17 protein-coding genes and 1 pseudogene are annotated in these 16,764 nt (G+C 61.6%); 5 read left to right on the top strand and 13 right to left on the bottom strand.

What is annotated here, in order from left to right; genetic code table 11:
- Positions 1-40: 40 nt before the first annotated feature.
- Positions 41-751, bottom strand: a complete 711-nt coding sequence (locus MSTE_RS12455) for an SDR family NAD(P)-dependent oxidoreductase (protein ID WP_096501591.1) — start codon at positions 749-751, stop codon at positions 41-43.
- A 116-nt stretch (positions 752-867) separates the two neighbouring features.
- Here MSTE_RS12455 and MSTE_RS12450 point away from each other — a divergent pair, with 116 nt between their 5' ends.
- Together MSTE_RS12450 and polA are read left to right on the top strand one after the other, a co-directional pair.
- Positions 868-1,290, top strand: a complete 423-nt coding sequence (locus MSTE_RS12450) for a winged helix-turn-helix transcriptional regulator (RefSeq protein ID WP_408645786.1) — start codon at positions 868-870, stop codon at positions 1,288-1,290.
- A 32-nt stretch (positions 1,291-1,322) separates the two neighbouring features.
- On the top strand, positions 1,323-4,031 hold the full coding sequence (polA, locus tag MSTE_RS12445; protein ID WP_096501587.1) for a DNA polymerase I: 2,709 nt from the start codon (positions 1,323-1,325) through the stop codon (positions 4,029-4,031).
- Here polA and MSTE_RS12440 read toward each other — a convergent pair.
- The 5 genes from MSTE_RS12440 to MSTE_RS12425 all read right to left on the bottom strand — a co-directional run bounded on the left by MSTE_RS12440 (position 4,028) and on the right by MSTE_RS12425 (position 7,131).
- Positions 4,028-4,567 carry a hypothetical protein gene (locus MSTE_RS12440; protein WP_096501585.1) on the bottom strand — a complete coding sequence of 180 codons (540 nt, stop codon included), beginning with the start codon at positions 4,565-4,567 and terminating at the stop codon, positions 4,028-4,030. The two genes, polA and MSTE_RS12440, sit on opposite strands and share 4 nt — an antisense overlap.
- A 73-nt stretch (positions 4,568-4,640) precedes the next feature.
- Positions 4,641-5,600 carry a cytochrome c oxidase assembly protein gene (locus tag MSTE_RS12435; protein WP_096501583.1) on the bottom strand — a complete coding sequence of 320 codons (960 nt, stop codon included), beginning with the start codon at positions 5,598-5,600 and terminating at the stop codon, positions 4,641-4,643.
- A gap of 1 nt (position 5,601) precedes the next feature.
- Complete coding sequence (locus tag MSTE_RS12430; protein WP_096501581.1) at positions 5,602-6,285, bottom strand: phosphatase PAP2 family protein; 684 nt, start codon at positions 6,283-6,285, stop codon at positions 5,602-5,604.
- 72 nt (positions 6,286-6,357) lie between these two features.
- Entirely contained in the window at positions 6,358-6,555 is a 198-nt protein-coding gene (locus tag MSTE_RS25345; RefSeq protein WP_197704783.1) for a hypothetical protein, read from the bottom strand.
- Positions 6,556-7,131 (bottom strand): NAD-dependent epimerase/dehydratase family protein, encoded by a 576-nt coding sequence (locus MSTE_RS12425; protein WP_197704782.1) that lies wholly within the window; start codon positions 7,129-7,131, stop codon positions 6,556-6,558.
- A gap of 22 nt (positions 7,132-7,153) precedes the next feature.
- On the opposite strand from MSTE_RS12425, the pseudogene MSTE_RS12420 reads away from it, so the two are divergent.
- Positions 7,154-7,959, top strand: a pseudogene (locus MSTE_RS12420) (COG4705 family protein).
- 9 nt (positions 7,960-7,968) lie between these two features.
- Here the strand turns inward: MSTE_RS12420 and MSTE_RS12415 are convergent.
- The 3 genes from MSTE_RS12415 to MSTE_RS12405 form a co-directional block, all read right to left on the bottom strand.
- Positions 7,969-8,774, bottom strand: a protein-coding gene (locus MSTE_RS12415) for an IS5 family transposase (RefSeq protein ID WP_231896870.1) whose coding sequence is annotated in 2 segments (ribosomal slippage) — positions 7,969-8,427 and positions 8,430-8,774 — 804 coding nt in all. Because the reading frame shifts where the segments join, the coding sequence is not laid out codon by codon here.
- A gap of 351 nt (positions 8,775-9,125) precedes the next feature.
- Entirely contained in the window at positions 9,126-10,379 is a 1,254-nt protein-coding gene (locus MSTE_RS12410; protein ID WP_096501577.1) for an oxygenase MpaB family protein, read from the bottom strand.
- A 55-nt stretch (positions 10,380-10,434) separates the two neighbouring features.
- Complete coding sequence (locus tag MSTE_RS12405) at positions 10,435-11,964, bottom strand: aldehyde dehydrogenase family protein (RefSeq protein WP_096501575.1); 1,530 nt, start codon at positions 11,962-11,964, stop codon at positions 10,435-10,437.
- Between the two features lie 163 nt (positions 11,965-12,127).
- On the opposite strand from MSTE_RS12405, the gene MSTE_RS12400 reads away from it, so the two are divergent.
- Positions 12,128-13,192: an IS630 family transposase gene (locus tag MSTE_RS12400; protein WP_096501573.1), complete on the top strand. Its 1,065-nt coding sequence runs from the start codon at positions 12,128-12,130 to the stop codon at positions 13,190-13,192.
- Here the strand turns inward: MSTE_RS12400 and MSTE_RS12395 are convergent.
- The 3 genes from MSTE_RS12395 to MSTE_RS12385 form a co-directional block, all read right to left on the bottom strand.
- Positions 13,189-13,857, bottom strand: coding sequence for a TetR/AcrR family transcriptional regulator (locus MSTE_RS12395; protein ID WP_162291415.1), 669 nt, complete (start codon positions 13,855-13,857; stop codon positions 13,189-13,191). The genes MSTE_RS12400 and MSTE_RS12395 overlap by 4 nt on opposite strands.
- 216 nt (positions 13,858-14,073) lie before the next feature.
- Positions 14,074-14,472 carry a TnsA-like heteromeric transposase endonuclease subunit gene (locus tag MSTE_RS12390; protein WP_269458246.1) on the bottom strand — a complete coding sequence of 133 codons (399 nt, stop codon included), beginning with the start codon at positions 14,470-14,472 and terminating at the stop codon, positions 14,074-14,076.
- A gap of 368 nt (positions 14,473-14,840) precedes the next feature.
- On the bottom strand, positions 14,841-15,023 hold the full coding sequence (locus MSTE_RS12385; protein ID WP_096501569.1) for a hypothetical protein: 183 nt from the start codon (positions 15,021-15,023) through the stop codon (positions 14,841-14,843).
- A 175-nt stretch (positions 15,024-15,198) separates the two neighbouring features.
- On the opposite strand from MSTE_RS12385, the gene MSTE_RS12380 reads away from it, so the two are divergent.
- Positions 15,199-16,443, top strand: a complete 1,245-nt coding sequence (locus MSTE_RS12380; protein WP_408645785.1) for an IS256 family transposase — start codon at positions 15,199-15,201, stop codon at positions 16,441-16,443.
- A 21-nt stretch (positions 16,444-16,464) separates the two neighbouring features.
- Here MSTE_RS12380 and MSTE_RS12375 read toward each other — a convergent pair whose 3' ends face one another.
- A complete protein-coding gene (locus tag MSTE_RS12375) occupies positions 16,465-16,761 on the bottom strand; it encodes a MerR family DNA-binding protein (RefSeq protein ID WP_096501567.1) in 297 nt (98 codons plus the stop codon).
- Positions 16,762-16,764: the final 3 nt, after the last annotated feature.

Raw genomic sequence — 16,764 nt, 5'->3', positions numbered from 1 at the left:
AATTGAAACGTGTGTCAGTTTTGTGTCCCGCAGAGCGGGATCAGGGCTGGAAGACGGTGTCGGCCGGGACGAAATTCTCGAACGCATTCCGCACTGTTGACATGCCCCACAGGCGCTCAGCCAGTACCGCCGATTCGACCGTCGGAAACCCGTGAGCGTCCTCGGGTGTTTTCGCCGCCATCTCGCTGCCGAGAATGAGGGCCCCGATGGTCAACAGCCCAACGTATACGCCGTGCGGAGCCATCTCAGAATGTAAGCCCTGCAAATAATTTCGTGCCGCCGCGGCGGCCGGTCCGGGCCCACTCATCTCCGGCATCGCCCTGGCACCGGTACCACCGATGGTGGCCAAGATCGTTCCGCGTTTCCGTTCAACCATGCCCGGCAGCGCGGCGGTCACCGTGCGGATCAGTGGTCGCACGAACAGCGCCCAGTAATGGTCAGCCTCAGTCGCCGTGAGATCACGGGCTAGGGTGAACTCCACCGGCGACGAGGGGCCGTAGTAAATCGCCTCGATCGGTGGCAATGCGGTGTCCACTGCCGTGAGAAGTTCTTCGACGCGGACGTCGTCGGTGAGATCCGCGGAGAACGCGGTGGCACTCACTCCCGTTCCTGCGAGGTCTGCCACCAAGGTGTCAAGTGGTTCGCGGCGGCGGCCGACCACCGCAACGTGGAATCCTTCGCGTCCGAACCGCCGTGCCACCGCTGCTCCGGTGCCACTGCCGGCACCCAACACAAGCATCGTCCTATCCATGACTAACCTCCAGGTCACATCATTTCTTCTGATATGTGCGTAGCACCATCATGGAGATGTTTTGGACCTCCTACAAAAGGCACACACGTGTGCGCCCGCGAACAAGGATGTGCGTCATGACCGAGCTCGAAATGACCTCCGTCAGCACCTCATTGCCCAGCATCAGTGCCGGGGTAGGTCCAGCCGAGGGTGAATTCATTCGGGAGGTCCTCGACCGGGTCGGCGACAAATGGAGCGTGCTGATCATCGCGACATTGCACGATGGCCCTCGCAGATACACCGAGCTTCACGACGCCATTCCGGGCATCTCGCAGCGCATGCTCACGCGCACGTTGATGCTGTTACGCCGCGACGGGCTCGTCACGCGCACCGCGTTCGCCGAAGTGCCACCCCGAGTCGAATACGCGTTGACGCCGCTGGGAATCGACCTGCACGGCATCTCCGCCGCGTTGGTGCTCTGGGCACGCGCCCATCACGTGCAGATCCGTGGTCACAGAGCTGTGTTCGACGCCGCGCTGGACAACGCATCGGGGTCGTAGGTGCTGTCGCACCCGTTGCTTAGGGTAGGAGGGTGACTGCGCCTGCGACGAAGACCGGAACCAAACAGCCGACCCTCCTGCTGCTCGACGGTAACTCGCTGGCGTTCCGGGCGTTTTATGCGCTCCCGGCCGAGAACTTCAAGACGCAATCGGGCCTGACCACCAACGCGGTCTACGGATTCACCTCGATGTTGATCAACCTGCTGCGCGATGAGGCGCCCACACATGTGGCAGCCGCCTTCGACGTTTCCCGCAAGACGTTCCGCTCGGAGCGGTACCCCGAGTACAAAGCCACCCGCTCGGCCACTCCCGATGAGTTCCGCGGACAGATCGACATCACCAAGGAAGTCCTGCAGGCCCTCGGCATCACGGTGCTCGCCGAGGAGGGCTTCGAGGCAGACGACATCATCGCCACCCTGGCTACGCAGGGACAGGCCGAGGGTTTCAAGGTCTACGTGGTCACCGGTGACCGCGACTCGCTGCAGCTGGTCAACGAGGACGTGACGGTGCTGTATCCGCGCAAGGGCGTCAGCGACCTCACCCGGTTCACTCCGGAGGCGGTGGTCGAGAAGTACGGCCTGACGCCCACCCAGTACCCGGATTTCGCGGCACTGCGGGGCGACCCGAGCGATAATCTGCCCGGGATTCCCGGCGTCGGCGAGAAGACCGCTTCCAAGTGGATCCTCGAGTACGGGTCGTTGCAGGAATTGATCGACAAGGCCGACACCGTGCGCGGAAAGGTCGGCGACTCACTGCGCGCAAACCTGGCCTCGGTGGTCCTGAACCGCGAGCTCACTGATCTGGTGCGGACGGTGCCGCTTCCGTATGTGCCTGCCCAGCTGGCGTTGGCTCCCTGGGATCGTGACCAGATCCATCGTCTCTTCGACGATCTCGAATTCCGGGTACTGCGCGACAGGCTGTTCGAGACCCTGGAGGCCGTCGAGCCTGAGGTGGACGAGGGATTCCAGCTGGTGGGCCAGGCACTCGAGCCGGGAGCTGTCACCGACTGGCTGGCCACACACACCTCCGACGGTCGTCGTAGCGGGCTTGCCGTGGTCGGGGCGTACACGCCCTATGACGGCGATGCCACGGCAGTGGCCATCGCGTCGGCGGACGGCGATGGTGCGTACATCGACACCACCACCGTCACCCCAGAGGACGAGGCAGCTCTCGCCGCGTGGCTGGCCGACGAAGCCCGCCCCAAGGCTCTACACGAAGCGAAACAGGCCATGCATGCGCTGGCCGGGCGTGGGTGGCAGCTCGACGGTGTCACGTCCGACACGGCTCTCGCCGCGTACCTGGTGCGGCCGGGTCAGCGCAGCTTTGCACTCGACGACCTGTCGTTGCGGTATCTGCGCCGCGAGTTGCGTGCCGAAGACGATGGAGAGCAACAGCTTTCACTACTCGATGATGACGGCGCCGGTGATGCCAAGGCTGCTCAGGCCCAGATGTTGCGTGCCCGTGCTGTCATCGATCTCGCCGATGCGCTCGACGTCGAACTCGAACGTATCGAGTCGTCGGGTCTGCTGGCCGATATGGAGCTGCCGGTCCAGCGGGTGCTCGCGGGATTGGAATCCGTTGGTATCGCAGTCGACATCGACCACCTGACCTCGCTGCAGAACCAGTTCGCCACCGGTATCCGTGAGGCAGCCGATGCCGCCTACGCGGTGATCGGTAAGCAGATCAACCTGGGCTCTCCGAAACAGCTGCAGGTTGTGTTGTTCGACGAGCTCGGCATGCCCAAGACCAAGAAGACCAAGACCGGCTACACCACCGATGCGGATGCCCTGCAAACACTCTTCGACAAGACCGGGCATCCGTTCCTGGAGCATCTGCTCACGCACCGCGACGTCACCAGACTGAAGGTCACCGTCGACGGGCTACTGAAATCCGTTGCCGCCGATGGGCGTATCCACACCACCTTCAACCAGACAATCGCGGCGACGGGTCGATTGTCGTCAACCGAGCCGAACCTGCAGAACATCCCGGTGCGCACCGAGGCCGGTCGTGAGATTCGGGATGGATTTGTTGTCGGCGCGGGCTACTCCGAGTTGATGACGGTCGACTACAGCCAGATCGAGATGCGCATCATGGCGCATCTGTCGGCCGACGAGGGCCTTATCGAAGCGTTCAACACCGGCGAGGACCTGCACTCGTTTGTGGCTGCCCGCGCATTCGGGGTGCCGATCGACGAGGTCACCGGTGAGCTGCGTCGGCGGGTGAAGGCGATGTCGTACGGCCTGGCGTACGGATTGTCGGCCTATGGCCTGGCCACCCAGCTCAAGATCTCCAATGACGAGGCCAAAGAGCAGATGGACCAGTATTTTTCGCGATTCGGCGGTGTTCGCGAGTACCTGCACGCCGTGGTGGATCAGGCACGCAAGGACGGATACACCTCGACAGTGCTCGGCCGGCGCCGCTACCTGCCCGACTTGGACAGTGGCGATCGCCTGCGGCGCGAGGCGGCCGAACGTGCGGCTCTCAACGCCCCGATCCAGGGGAGCGCCGCCGACATCATCAAGGTCGCGATGATCACCACCGACAAGGCATTGCACGACAAGGGCTTACAGTCGCGCATGCTGCTTCAGGTGCACGACGAGCTGCTGTTCGAGGTGGCCGACTGCGAGCGGGAGACGCTGGAAGCGCTGGTTCGCGAAACCATGGGTTCGGCGTATCCGCTCGATGTGCCGCTGGAGGTTTCGGTGGGGTACGGCCGCAGTTGGGATGCCGCGGCCCACTAGTCCGTCAGGCCACGGCTCGCTAACCAGCCGTGCACCGTCATGGTGGTCGTTACCTCGTCGAGGTCCAGCACCATGCGGGTCTGATCGTTGATCAGCTGCACGGCGCGCTCGCAGACGGCAATGGATTCGCTACGTACCGCGGCATGGATCGCGTCGTTGATATCCGAAGGCAGATCCGCCGAGTCGCGCGTGAGTCGTCCGGCCGTACGTGCGGCGCGGGCGCCGATCTCGAGCAATGTGCTCCCGGCGTGGCGACGGATCGTCTCCACGGTGGTGATGGCACGGGCCAACGCGAGGTATTTCTCACGGGTATCGGCCTCGGGGGCATCAGGCCGGCCGAGTCGGTTCGTGGCGTCACGAAGCCTGTCGGAATCGTCTACGGCCTCGAAAGCCAAGTAGAAGCCCGCGACGGCACGACCTATGGGTGTCGAGGCGTCGACTGCGGGGGAGGACGGCCGTGGCGGGCGCTGACGCGCACTGGACTTTGATAACGGCAAGTCGACGGGCGACGGCAGGCCGCACCGTGGGACATCCATCTGTCCATACTGCCCGAAAAGTAGACGATGTGTGCAGAAGTTGACGAGGGAAAGATCACTAAGGACGAGGATCTCAGCGTTGTCCGAACCGCTCCCGCAGCTGTGGATCGTTCTCCCACCATAACGTCGAAGGGCCCTCGTCCCGCTCCGCCGCGTCGCGCAGATCGGCTGTGGCGCGATCGGCCTGGTCGAGTTCCGCGTCAATCCGGGCTGCCTGCGCCTTATCGTCGGCCGACAGTGCGCGCATGAGCAGCAGCAGGAAGGGAAGCCCAAGTACGTCGCCCAGGATCCAGAGAATCCCGGCACCATAGGTCTGATCGGTTCGCATATCCGGTCCCCAAGAGCGGTGCAGCGCCAGGTAGTAGGCCGACGCCACGAGCGGACCCTGCCACAGCACCAAACCCAGTATTCCGTCGCCGATCGTCTCGGCCACACTGATCAGCAGTGAGATCAGCTGTGGGTACCTGCGGGGTACCTGGTCAACCTGAAGGCGAGCGTAGAAGTACGCAAACCCTATGAATACCAACACTGTTCTTGTCGCCGCACCGAGCGCGCCGCTCGTGAGGGAGGCCGTGTACCAGGGCGTGAGATAGAGCAGCCATGGAGTGACCAGAATCGCCAGCGATGTGGTGAGTGGGTGCGTCACCATGCGCGCGGGCATCGACGACACTGCGCTATCGAATCTGTCCAGCATGCGCGGATGCAATGCGCTGCGCACAACGGTGACCGGGCGCCCCAGAGCCAAGAAGAACGGTACGACCAGCAGTAGCAAGACAACTTGCAGTGCGCGCATCCAGAACAGGGCGTGCGCATAGACACCGATGACGCTCATGCATGCCAGCGCCCAGCAGCCGATTCCGCCGAAAAAGCATCTCGTCGATGCGGCACTGACCGTCACGTGATGGCGACGCGCGCGAACCAGTGCCCAGCTATAGCCCACGCCGAGCAAGACAGTGCACACAGCCGCGGCCGCATCGAAATGCCATGCACACCAGAGCATCGTCCAGGTGAGTGGCTCAGAGGGTGCGAACATCTCAGGCCACGGCTCGAGGAGAGTGGGCGGTTGCGTCAGCCCGGTGAAGGACGGCGGCCGCGATGGTCACCACGGCCGTCGACAGCACGATCCCTGCCAACACATCGACCATCCAATGGTCTCCGAGGTAGAGACGGCTGCCGGCCACCGCCAGCACCGCAACGATCGTCCCCAACAGTGCTGCCTGACGTCGCCAATCGCGGTACCGGTAAGCGACGACCACCGTCAACATCCCGGCGAGTGCGGCTGTGCCCGTGACGTGCCCGGAGGGAAAGGACCAGCCGCTTTCGGCAACCAGCTGAGCTTCGCCGGGCGGACGGTGCTCTCCGACTGTCCATTTCGCCACCGCCGCGAGGATGAACGCCGCCGCGACCGCGACGGCGACGGTGGCAGCGGTTCTCGCCGAACGTGTGAAACGCCAGATCATCAGTGCCGCGACGACAGTCGCGATAGACACCGCCGTCGGGCTACCCAGATGGGTGACGACGACCGCCACCGCGGTGAGCCAACCATGCCGATGAATCTCCAACCAGCCCAACGTGTGGTGATCGACAGCGGTGCCCGAGTCGTAATGGCGCGCCGTCACCGCCAGTGTTGCGAAGACCACGAACAGCGCTGTTGCGAGAACCGCAGCGACCTTTGTGCTCGTTGTTTCGGGGCGAAGATTTCTCACGTTGAAAGCCATCGCGTCCTTCTCGTCGATTCCGGGACCGACGAATGAGGCTAGATCTCAGACCTGAGAATCTGCTGTCAGCACTCAACCAAGTGCCATCGCCTTCAGCCCCTCGGCGCGCGTTGTCTTTCCAACGTAACCCAGTTCGCGGCGTGCGGCGGTGTCGTCGGTCGTGAACTCACGTCCAATCAATCGCACCATCGTGCGGGTCAGCGGCGGGTCGCCCTTGTCGGAGCGCAATGCCGCGACCGCCTCCAGAACACGCCCGAGGGTGAAGGCCACTCAGTACGGGATGGACCGCAGGCCATCGATCGAAACACCTTCCACCTCTGCATGACTGGCTACAAACTCACGGAAGGTGACCGGTTCACGATCGTTGATGAAGTAGGGACGACCGCCGGTGCCGCGTTCGAGCGCGCATTGGACCGCCTCGACAACGTTATCGACATGGATGGTGGACACCGGGTATTCGCCGCGCGCGATAAATGCGAATTGTCCGGACTCCACCGCCGCGGGAAGCTGCTTGCTGAACGGACCGCCAGGACCCCAAACGCCGGGTGGGCGAAGTGCGAGGGTGCGGAACCCGGGCCGGTTCGCAGCCAGGACTGCCGCCTCGCCCTGAGATTTGCTTGCAATGTAACCGGAAAAGCTATTCGGGTAGGTGGGTGCGGTCTCATCGACGTTGCGCAGGGGTGTCTCACGATCGTCCATGACCAGCGCGGCGGCACTGATGTAGACAAATGTGTTAGCGCCAGCCTTTTGAGCTGCTGCCAGAAGCGCCTCGGTGCCAACGACATTCGCCTGGAAATAGGGGCCACGCGGGCCCGCGAACCGAAAGTGTGCAGCGGCGTGGACCACAGCGTCGACACGTGGAGGGCGTATGGCTGCATCGAGCTACAAGCTTCCCCAGGTCACCGCGTTGTTTTGGATCCTGAAAATCGCTGCGACGCCGCTCGGGGAGACCGGCGGGGACTTGATCGCCCAAACCCTGGGTCGCGGCTATGCCGCCGCGTCCGTCCTGTTTATCGGAGTGTTCGTGGTGAGCTTGCTCGCTCAGTTGCGTGCTCGGCAGTTCCGCCCAGCCCTGTATTGGACCGTGATTGCCGCCACCAGCACCGCCGGCACCACGATGTCAGATCTGGTCAACCGCGGCCCCGGAACGGGCACAGACACCGACGGCGGCCTGGGCTACGGCGCAGGGGCGGCCCTCTTGGTCACCGGCCTCGCCATCGTGTTCCTGATCTGGAAGCTGACGCGCGAAACCTTGGATGTCGCCAATATCAGCACCCTGCGCGCCGAAATGCTCGATTGGGCCGCAATCCTGCTGTCCAACACCCTGGGCATGTCACTGGGCGACTGCCTGGCCGACAGCTCCGGGCTCGGTTACTGGGGGGCGCCGCTCTCATCGCCACGGTCATGATCGCCATATTGGCCGCGCATTACCTCACCAACATCTCCGGCGTCCTGTTGTTCTGGGCGGCATTCATTCTCACCCGCCCCCTAGGTGCCACCGTCGGCGACTTGCTGTCCAAGCCAATTGAGAAGGGCGGGTTGGCACTCGGCACCTGGGGAACGTCGGCCGCATTGTTGGCCGTCCTTACCATTGGTATCGCTTTCGAATACCGCAAGGCGCAGGTCAACATGCCCGAGGATGATCCGGACCCGCGTGAGCTGATCCGAGACTAAGAGCGTGTTTCATGTGGATAGTTTTCTGAAGCAGACCAGGGTGGCGGCGAGTGTGAGGAATGCGGCGTAGAGATGGTCGTGGCGTTCCCAGCGGGTGCCCAGGCGGCGGTAGGTGAAGAGCCAGGACATGGTGCGTTCGACTTTCCAGCGTTTGGTGCCGAGCCGGTCGCCGGATTCGGTTCCGCGGCGGGCGATCCGGGGTGTGATGTGTCGATTGGTGAGCCATTGCCGCAGGTGGTTCGCGTCGTATGCCTTGTCTGCGTGCAGTTTTGCCGGTCGCCGCCTGCGTGGCCCGCCCGGGGATTTGATGGCGGGCAGTGCCCGTACCAGCGGCGGGACCGCATGCCCGTCCCAGGTGTTGGCGGCGGTGACCGCGGTCTGCAACGGCAGACCGGTCGCGTCGGTGAGCACGTGAATCTTGGTACCCGCTTTGCCCCGGTCTACCGGGCTCGGCCCGGTCATGGCGCCCCTTTTTTAGCCCGCACGTACGCCGAATCCACCACGGCCCGTGACCAATCCAATGCCCCATCGGCACCGAGCCGATCGAGTACCGCTTCTTGTAGACGCCGCCATACCCCGACGGCGGTCCACTCGGCGAACCGGCGATGCGCGGTAGGGACCGTCACTGCGAAACATGGTGGCAAATGCCGCCAGGCACACCCACTGACCAGCACAAACACCACCGCGGTGAATACCGCACGCTCATCGGCATACGCCGTCCCGCCGCCCTGGGGACGCACCCGCTGCACCGGCAACAACGGCTCCACCAACGCCCACAACTCGTCCGGAACCAACCTCAACGAAAGCTCTCTCACACCAGCACATCATGCCCCAACCACCCCACAAACCACACAAGACACGCTCTAAGAATGTCAAGCGAGCGCTTAAGTTTGGCTGAGAATTATCCGTTTTCATTTGAGGTGAGGCATGTCGACCGTGCATGACCTGCAGTGCCTCAGATCAAATGGAAATCTTGGGTTACGGCCGTTGCGATTTGTTTTCAGTTAACTTAAGGCAACTCGGCATGAGCGAGGCCGGGTCTGTTGGTAATTTGTTGGGGGCAAGAATGTGAGGAGATCAAAGTCGTTGAATTCGTGGCTATGCGGCGGAGCGAGCAGAATCCGGGTGGCAACGCGCGTCGACCACCCGGATTCTGCAGTTTTTTTCTAGCCCAGGGATGTCGTGTGTGTGGCTTCTTGTCCTTCTAGTCCTTTCCAGATGAGGGTTTCCGTTAAACGTGTGATGGCTTCCGCCACGCGTTTTCCTAGGGGTTGCCATCGGCAGGCATTGGCGAAGATCGAATTCGCGAAGGCTAGGGCTGACAACAGCCGCGCGCTAATTGGTGGATTGGGGATTTCGAGGTCAACGGCTATTCGGGAAGCGATACTCGGAATGTCTGACATTCCGTGGGTGAGGCTGCGGCTGGCTATGGCGTTGGTCAGCCAGCGAGGAAGCTTCACTCCACTGAGCAAGGCTCCGATGCTCTCATAGTAGTAGTCCGTCAGCCTCAATGCGGCATCTGTTGCTGGCCTCTGGTACCGCTCCCTGAACAGCTGTCGGCTCAACCGGTGCTGGTCACTAATGTCCGCCGGCACCAGTTCAGGCGGCGCGCCTTGTAGCAGCGTCACCCATTGCCACTGCCGGGTCATCGCGTCGAATTCTCTCTGAGAGAAGTATCCGCCCAACCCTCTGGCAGCCTGGACGGGATAATTGGCAAAAGTGTATACCCCGCCGGATATGGAGGCCGCGCTTATTGGCGTTCCTAGGCCATAATCCCATGTGCCGCTGCGGCTTATGCCGATGCGCACGCGACTGTGCATGAGGCGTATACGTACCCAACGAGCCCAGGATGAGCCTCCAGGTTTGATGTCCTCAACTTTCGATCCGTCGACGACGCCGCGCAGAGTCTCCCAGTATCTTCGGGAGATATCGCCGCCGTACCCTAGCCTCCCGCTGAAGTCTAGGACACCTGCGACATTGGGATCCCGATAGGTGAAGACAAGAGCACTGAACAGGGACGTGACCAGTCCGACAGGGTTTCGCATCAATGCGTTCAGCGCGGGTTTCATCTCGTCAAAATCGATGAAGTCCGGGACGTAGTTGATCGATTCCCACAGGTTAAGCGCGGCCGTGTGGCCTTGCTCTCGCATGATGTCGAGTGCGGCTAAGTCGTCGAGGTCTTTGAGCCCTTCCTCGGCTTTGGCGAGAATGAAGTTCTCGGCCAGTGGGTCGCCAACGAGATCAAGGGCGCGCCAATCCTCGATGGTGAGGTCATGCCACGACGTGATGTCGTTGCGGCACGGCGTGCTCAATAGTTGCTCCCAGTGTTCGATTCGTTCTGCCAGCATGGGGTCATGGCGGGGGCGGTGGCGCAGCCACTGAAGGCTTTCGGATGCGGCGGGCCGGGTGGTGGTGGGCATGGCGGTGTCTCCTTTGGCGGCAGTTTGAGCTAGCTGGTTCAGAGCGGGATTGGCTCTAAGGCCGTGGCGATTTGTCAGATCTGATGCGAATCCTGCGTGTAGATGTCCATTGCATCAGCGCGAGGGCGAATCGCGCTGTTTTGAATTTGTATGGCAGCCATAAAGGTTCTGTCGATCCAGTGCGGAATCGGGAGGCCGTGATTGCCTGCTTTTGGCAGTACTTTCTGAGGCCGTTCGCGCCACCCCGACTCCCGATGCCGGACTGTTTCCAACCTCCCATCGGCAGGGCGAAACTGAAAATATTGGCTAATGCGTCATTGATGTTGACTGAGCCGACATTAAGCTGTTCGGCCACCCGGCGCCCTCGTATGCTTGATTTGGTCCACACTGTCGCCGATAAGCCGTACACGGAATCATTCGCCAGTTCGATCGCTTCTTGTTCGTCTGACACCTTCATTACCGGCAGAGTGGGTCCGAAGGTTTCCTCGGTCATACATTTCATACCGTGATCCACATCCACTAAGATGGTGGGCAGATAGTAGTTACCTGGCAGCTCAGGCGCTCGGCCACCGGTCAATGCACGTGCACCTTTGGCGCGCGCTTCATCGACATGTTCGCGGACAATCTCACGTTGACGGTCACTGGCTAGCGTCCCGACATCATTGCCGGGGCTCGTCTGGTCGCAGCCCTGACGCACCTTGCCGACATGATCAACCAACTTCGCCACGAAAACGTCGTACACAGGCTCTTCGACATACACCCGCTCAACGGAGGCGCATACCTGCCCGGAATTGACCAACCCCCCATAGGCGACTCCTGCGACTGCACGATCAAGGTCAGCGTCAGCAAGGACGATGGCGGGATCTTTTCCGCCGAGTTCAAGACTGCATGGGATCAGGCGCTCCGCGCATGCAACGGCGATCTTTCGACCGGTACCCGTGGAACCAGTGAACTGAACATAGTCAACATGATTGACAACAGCGGCCCCTGTTTCACCCCCACCTGTTGCGACGGCGAATACGGGCGGCGCGCCGATCTCCTGCCAACCACGCTGCAACGCAAGCGCGGAAAGAGGGGTCAGTTCGGATGGTTTGAGTACGACCGACGCGCCCGCTGCAAGGGCGGGCACGACATCAAGCATCGGTATCGCCAATGGATAGTTCCACGGGGCAATCACACCTACGGCTTGGTATGGGCGGTATCGAACGGTGATCCGCTTGGCGCGAGCTAGCAGACTGTGCGGCGCCGGATGCTCGTCGGCCAGGAATTTCCCAGCGTTGCGCGCGTAATACGCGATGAGGTCCATGCCAGCTGCAGGTTCAAGTAGGGCGTCGACCCGCGGTTTGCCCGTCTCGGACTGGATAACATCGGCAATATGCTCGATGTTATCCAGGATCCAGTGCTGCCATGCAAGCAGCCAACGCTTACGCCCCTGCGGCGGCATCGCCTCCCAGCCAGGTTGATGCCGACGCACCTCATGCACAAGCGTTTCCACGGCGGCGGCCGAAAACACGGGCACTGTTCCGGCGACTCGGCCGGTCGCCGGATTCCGGACTTCTAAACACTCGTTGCCCGCTTGAGTCACACCTAAAAGTCAAACATAGTTGGACTACACAGTCAAGCATAGAGGCGGGGTGTGCTCCGACGGACGACCACCACGTCATCCGTGACAGCCGTCGCCGGAGCGTGCCAGATCTAGTGGCGCGTGTTTGAAGTGGCTTTACGGTGTTGCTTTGGGGCAATGATGTATGCGAGTGGCTCCGTTGGGTTTGTGGGATGGGGACCGGGAGAAGTTGGTGTCGTTGACGCGGTCCTCGACGGTGATGGCGGGGTTGGCGCAGCGGGCGCGGATTGTGTTGCTTGCCGCCGATGGTGTTTCGAACACTGAGATCGCTTCGCGGACAGGGGTTTCGCGTCCGACGGTGATTTCGTGGCGGGCTCGGTACGGTGAATCGGGAATCGTCGGGCTGGTTGATCTGGCGCGTTCTGGCCGTTCGCGCACGCTAGATCATGGCGAGATTGTGTCTGCGACGTTGCGGCCTTCACCTGCGACACTAGGTGTGACACATCGGAGTTCTCGGCTGTTGGCCGATCATTTGGGGATCAGTTTTTCGGCGGTGGCCAAGGCGTGGCGTGAGTATGGGGTGGCGCCGTGGCGCGTCGAGACGTTCAAGTTCTCGACCGATCCCGAACTGGTCGCCAAGGTCACCGATGTGGTCGGGTTGTATCTGGCGCCACCGGAGAATGCGGTCGTGCTCTGCATCGATGAAAAATCGCAGATCCGGGCGTTAGATCGGAGGGCGCCGATGCTGCCCATGCAGATCGGGATGCCCGAGCGTCGGACCCACGACTACGTCCGTCACGGCACCACCACCTTGTTTGCGGCCTTGGAGGTCGCCACCGGGAAAGTGACCGAAGTGTGCAAGCCCAGGCACCGCCATCAGGAGTTTCTCGCCTTCCTGCGTCACCTCGCACGCGCCTATCCGGATCAGGAACTTCATCTGGTGATGGACAACTACGCCGCCCACAAAAAGACCGAAGTTCGCGACTGGCTGGCCCAAAACCCCAGGATCAAAACATATTTCACGCCGACGTCGGCATCGTGGATGAACCTAGTCGAGGTATGGTTCGGCATCATCGAACGCCAAGGCATCCACCGTGGCGCCTTCGGCAGCGTCCGCGATCTGACCACCGCAATCCGCACCTTCATCAACGGCTGGAACCCTCGCGCGCATCCGTTTGTCTGGACCAAAACCACCGATCAAATCCTCAAAAAAGCAGAACGTCAACAGACTTCAAACACGCGCCACTAGCGAGATGTGGCGGGCTGCACAACGGTGGCGCCAGCTGCGATGAACGCCGCGCAAGTCTTGACCGCCAGAGCCGGATCAATGTCGTGGGCGATGGCGGTCAAGACCCCGGACATGACGGCGTTCGCGGCCATGGTCACCACGAGCAGGTGCTGGTGTGTGGCAGGGTCTTCTGCCTCCGCATCCGAGAAGTGAAAGGCGGCCATGACTCTAGCGACGGCATCGGCAAGAACCTGCTTGTCGAATCCCGGCACTTGCGGCGCTGTGGGATCGGCAAGCAATCGCATACCAAGCGAGCGCGCGGCGGCGTGCTTAAAGAATGGCTCAAGAGCCCCAGTCAAGTAGGTGGCCAGATCACTCACGTCGATTTTCTCAGGTGATGACACCTCGTCGAAAATTGCCCGCATCAGCGCAGCCTCGCGTCCGACGAGTCGGGAAAGCATCCCGTCCTTCGAACCGAAATGGGCATACAACGTCTGCTTGGTCACCTGGCCCGTGTCGGTGATCTGATCGACAGTTACCGCTCCGCAACCATACTCAACAACCACCGGTAACAATATGTCCAACAACTCGTCATCGGTCGGCCGGTAGCCGTGCCCGCGCCGCAACCGCCCTAACGCGCCAGCGTTGCGTGAACCCACCAGAGCACCATAGCCCACCAGCGTCACCACTCACCGCCCAGGCCTTATGTTCCGCAGCTCTCAAATGCCAGGCCGAGGGTTATCCACTTCGACAGCGTCATCGGGTCAATCCCGAAATCAGCGGCGATCTGCTCCAAGGTCACCCGGCATCGCGGTTACGGGCAACTCGCACCGTATCGGCACGGAACTCCTGCGGGAACGGCTTCGGCTCACCCACACCGGGCTAGCCAGCTCAGTTGTCACCTATCCGCCGGCCTGCCGGGCACCGCCGATCAATTTCCGCGGCGTCGCGAACGCTGCCAGCAACGTCTCAGCAACATCATCACGACAAACGCGCGGATGTCGATAACCCGACAGCCACCGGACGTTCACCACCAGCGCCGGATTAGGAGCACCCACCCGACGATAACGCCAACCCACTGTATAACAAGCGATTTCAGACAACTTGAACCTAGGCTGATCATCATCGGTGATGCGATCATCGGCCCTCACATCGACCACAGTCACACCGACATTGCTATGTCTAGCAAAATAGTCAGGGACATGGTGCGTGCCGTCAGTCCAGTGGAACCTGAAAGGCTGCGATGCCACAGCAACAACACCGGGATCAGCGTCCAGCAACATTAGATGATCGCGCTCCAGTCAAGGCTCATGACCAACATGCGTACCCGTCGTAGCAAACCACCACATGCCCGGATAGTTAACCTGGCCAGTTGGCGACAAATCGCTGAAGACGATTCGACCGCGAAGAATTGTGGTGAAGATGCCATTGTCCGACGGGTCGTCTATCCACCCCAATCGGCTGAGCATCAAGCATTCCCAATTGAGCGCCCAGCGAATCAGGCCCGGTTACTCTGCGCACGGTGGGGCCAGGCAAGGTGATGCGTCGTGCATATATCAACTGGTAGCGAGACGTGTTGAGGTGAGACGAGTGACTTTCAACTAGCGGTGCTGCGACACTTTTAGCTGGTCTCGGACTCACTCGAAGGCGCCCGGGGAACTATGGGGGGCTAGTCCTCGGCATCCGGGCTGTCAGCCCCCGGGCGCCGCTCGTCACTGGTCTTCTCGGCCGCGAGTCGTTGAGCGAGCTGGCTAATGGGGCGATGCAACTTCTTGTCGAGCTCCAACTTCAGACGAGCCGTCTCTATACGTACATCACGTGTGATCTCGGCTTGCGCATCCATCTGAGTCATCGGTTCGCCTCTCCTTCAACGCCATTGTCCTGCCCAAACACCACCATGTCCGTCAAACACACTCGCCGGAGGAGGGACTGTCGGGACTGTCTGAAAAACGGTGGATCTGACTTGGTTCAACACGCCGGGCGTTGCTTGGCGGGAAGGACTGATGATGACCGAAACCATGGATGACATGGCGAATCAGATTGATACCGCGGCGGTGGCCGCGCAGTTGCTGGCCCAAGCCGGCGAGCAGGGTGTGGAGCTGGTCGGCCCGGACGGGTTGCTCAATGCGCTCACCAAACAGGTGTTGGAGTCCGCGCTGCAAGCGGAGATGGATGAACACCTGGGCTATGAAAAACACCAGGTGGCGGGCCGTAATGGCGGGAACTCCCGCAACGGGGTCCGCGAGAAAACGGTGCTGACCGAGATCGGGCCGGTGCAAATCGAGGTGCCCCGCGATACCGACGCCCGCTTTGATCCGAAGATCGTCCGGAAACGCCAGCGCCGGCTGACCGGGATCGATCAGATCATCTTGTCCCTGACCGCCAAAGGGCTGACCACCGGCGAAGTCGCCGCTCATTTCGGTGAGGTCTATGGTGCTGACGTCTCGAAGGACACGATCTCGAAGATCACCGATAAGGTGGTCGGAGAAATGGCCGAATGGGCAGGGCGGCCACTAGATTCGGTGTATCCGGTGATGTTCATCGACGCTATCCACGTCAAGATCCGCGACGGCCAGGTCGCCAACCGGCCGGTCTATGTCGCCATCGGCGTCACCACCGCAGGTGAACGGGACATCCTGGGCTTGTGGGCCGGGGACGGCGGTGAAGGCGCCAAATACTGGCTTGCTGTCTTGACCGAGATCAAGAACCGTGGCACCGCCGATGTGTGCATCGTGGTCTGTGACGGACTCAAAGGCTTACCCGAGTCGATCAACACTGTCTGGCCCGCTGCTGTGATCCAGACCTGCGTTATCCATTTGATCCGCAATACCTTTCGCTACGCATCCCGCAAATACTGGGACGAGATGGCCCGCGATCTGCGGCCGGTCTACACCGCAGCGACCGAGGCCGCGGCCAAAGAACGCTTCGTCGAGTTCAGCGGCAAATGGGGCCAACGCTATCCGGCGATCATGCGACTCTGGGAGAACGCCTGGAGCGAGTTCGTGCCGTTCCTGGACTACGACACCGAGATCCGGCGAGTCATCTGCTCCACGAACGCTATCGAATCGGTCAACGCCCGCTACCGCCGGGCAATCCGCGCCCGCGGTCATTTCCCCACCGAGCAAGCAGCTCTCAAGTGCCTGTATCTGGTCACCCGATCACTAGACCCCACCGGCAAAGGTAGGGCACGATGGGCCATGCGGCGGAAACCAGCTTTGAACGCATTCGCTATCGCGTTCGAAGGCCGGATTACCCCGGCAGCGAATAACTAACCATGCCAAGCAGATCCACCGTTAATCTGACAGACCCCGAGGCAGGCGGCTTGGCCTTTTCTGGGGCCAGATCGATCGCACTTCTGCAGGCTGAAGGTATCGGCAGACCTCGTTCGGGCTGCACGAATGTGGGTCGAGGGTTTCGGCGTCTTGGCGCAGCCGGGTGATGGTGTCACGCAGCGCGAGCAGCGCGTTGATCTGTTTGTTGAGGTCGGCCAGGCGGGTGTCGAGCAGGTCGCGTACGTGGGTACATGGCGGCTGGCCGTGGTCGCGGGTATCGAGGATCTGTGTGACCTGGGTGAGGGTGAGCCGGTTCATTGT

Origin of the sequence: [Mycobacterium] stephanolepidis (assembly GCF_002356335.1) — a bacterium.
Classification (GTDB): domain Bacteria; phylum Actinomycetota; class Actinomycetes; order Mycobacteriales; family Mycobacteriaceae; genus Mycobacterium; species Mycobacterium stephanolepidis.
The sequence above is the reverse complement of the archived record's forward strand: the minus strand, read 5'-3'. Positions and strand labels throughout refer to the sequence as shown.

Bases quoted from the DNA above. Each gene is read 5' to 3' on its own strand.
- MSTE_RS12450 (WP_408645786.1), top strand. From the start codon at position 868: ATGACCGAGCTCGAAATGACCTCCGTCAGCACCTCATTGCCCAGCATC.
- MSTE_RS12430 (WP_096501581.1), bottom strand. From the start codon at position 6,285: ATGGCTTTCAACGTGAGAAATCTTCGCCCCGAAACAACGAGCACAAAG.
- MSTE_RS12375 (WP_096501567.1), bottom strand. From the start codon at position 16,761: ATGAACCGGCTCACCCTCACCCAGGTCACACAGATCCTCGATACCCGC.
- MSTE_RS12455 (WP_096501591.1), bottom strand. From the start codon at position 751: ATGGATAGGACGATGCTTGTGTTGGGTGCCGGCAGTGGCACCGGAGCA.
- MSTE_RS12400 (WP_096501573.1), top strand. From the start codon at position 12,128: ATGCGAGTGGCTCCGTTGGGTTTGTGGGATGGGGACCGGGAGAAGTTG.
- MSTE_RS12380 (WP_408645785.1), top strand. From the start codon at position 15,199: ATGGCGAATCAGATTGATACCGCGGCGGTGGCCGCGCAGTTGCTGGCC.
- MSTE_RS12385 (WP_096501569.1), bottom strand. From the start codon at position 15,023: ATGACTCAGATGGATGCGCAAGCCGAGATCACACGTGATGTACGTATA.
- MSTE_RS12410 (WP_096501577.1), bottom strand. From the start codon at position 10,379: ATGCCCACCACCACCCGGCCCGCCGCATCCGAAAGCCTTCAGTGGCTG.
- MSTE_RS12435 (WP_096501583.1), bottom strand. From the start codon at position 5,600: ATGTTCGCACCCTCTGAGCCACTCACCTGGACGATGCTCTGGTGTGCA.
- MSTE_RS12440 (WP_096501585.1), bottom strand. From the start codon at position 4,567: ATGGATGTCCCACGGTGCGGCCTGCCGTCGCCCGTCGACTTGCCGTTA.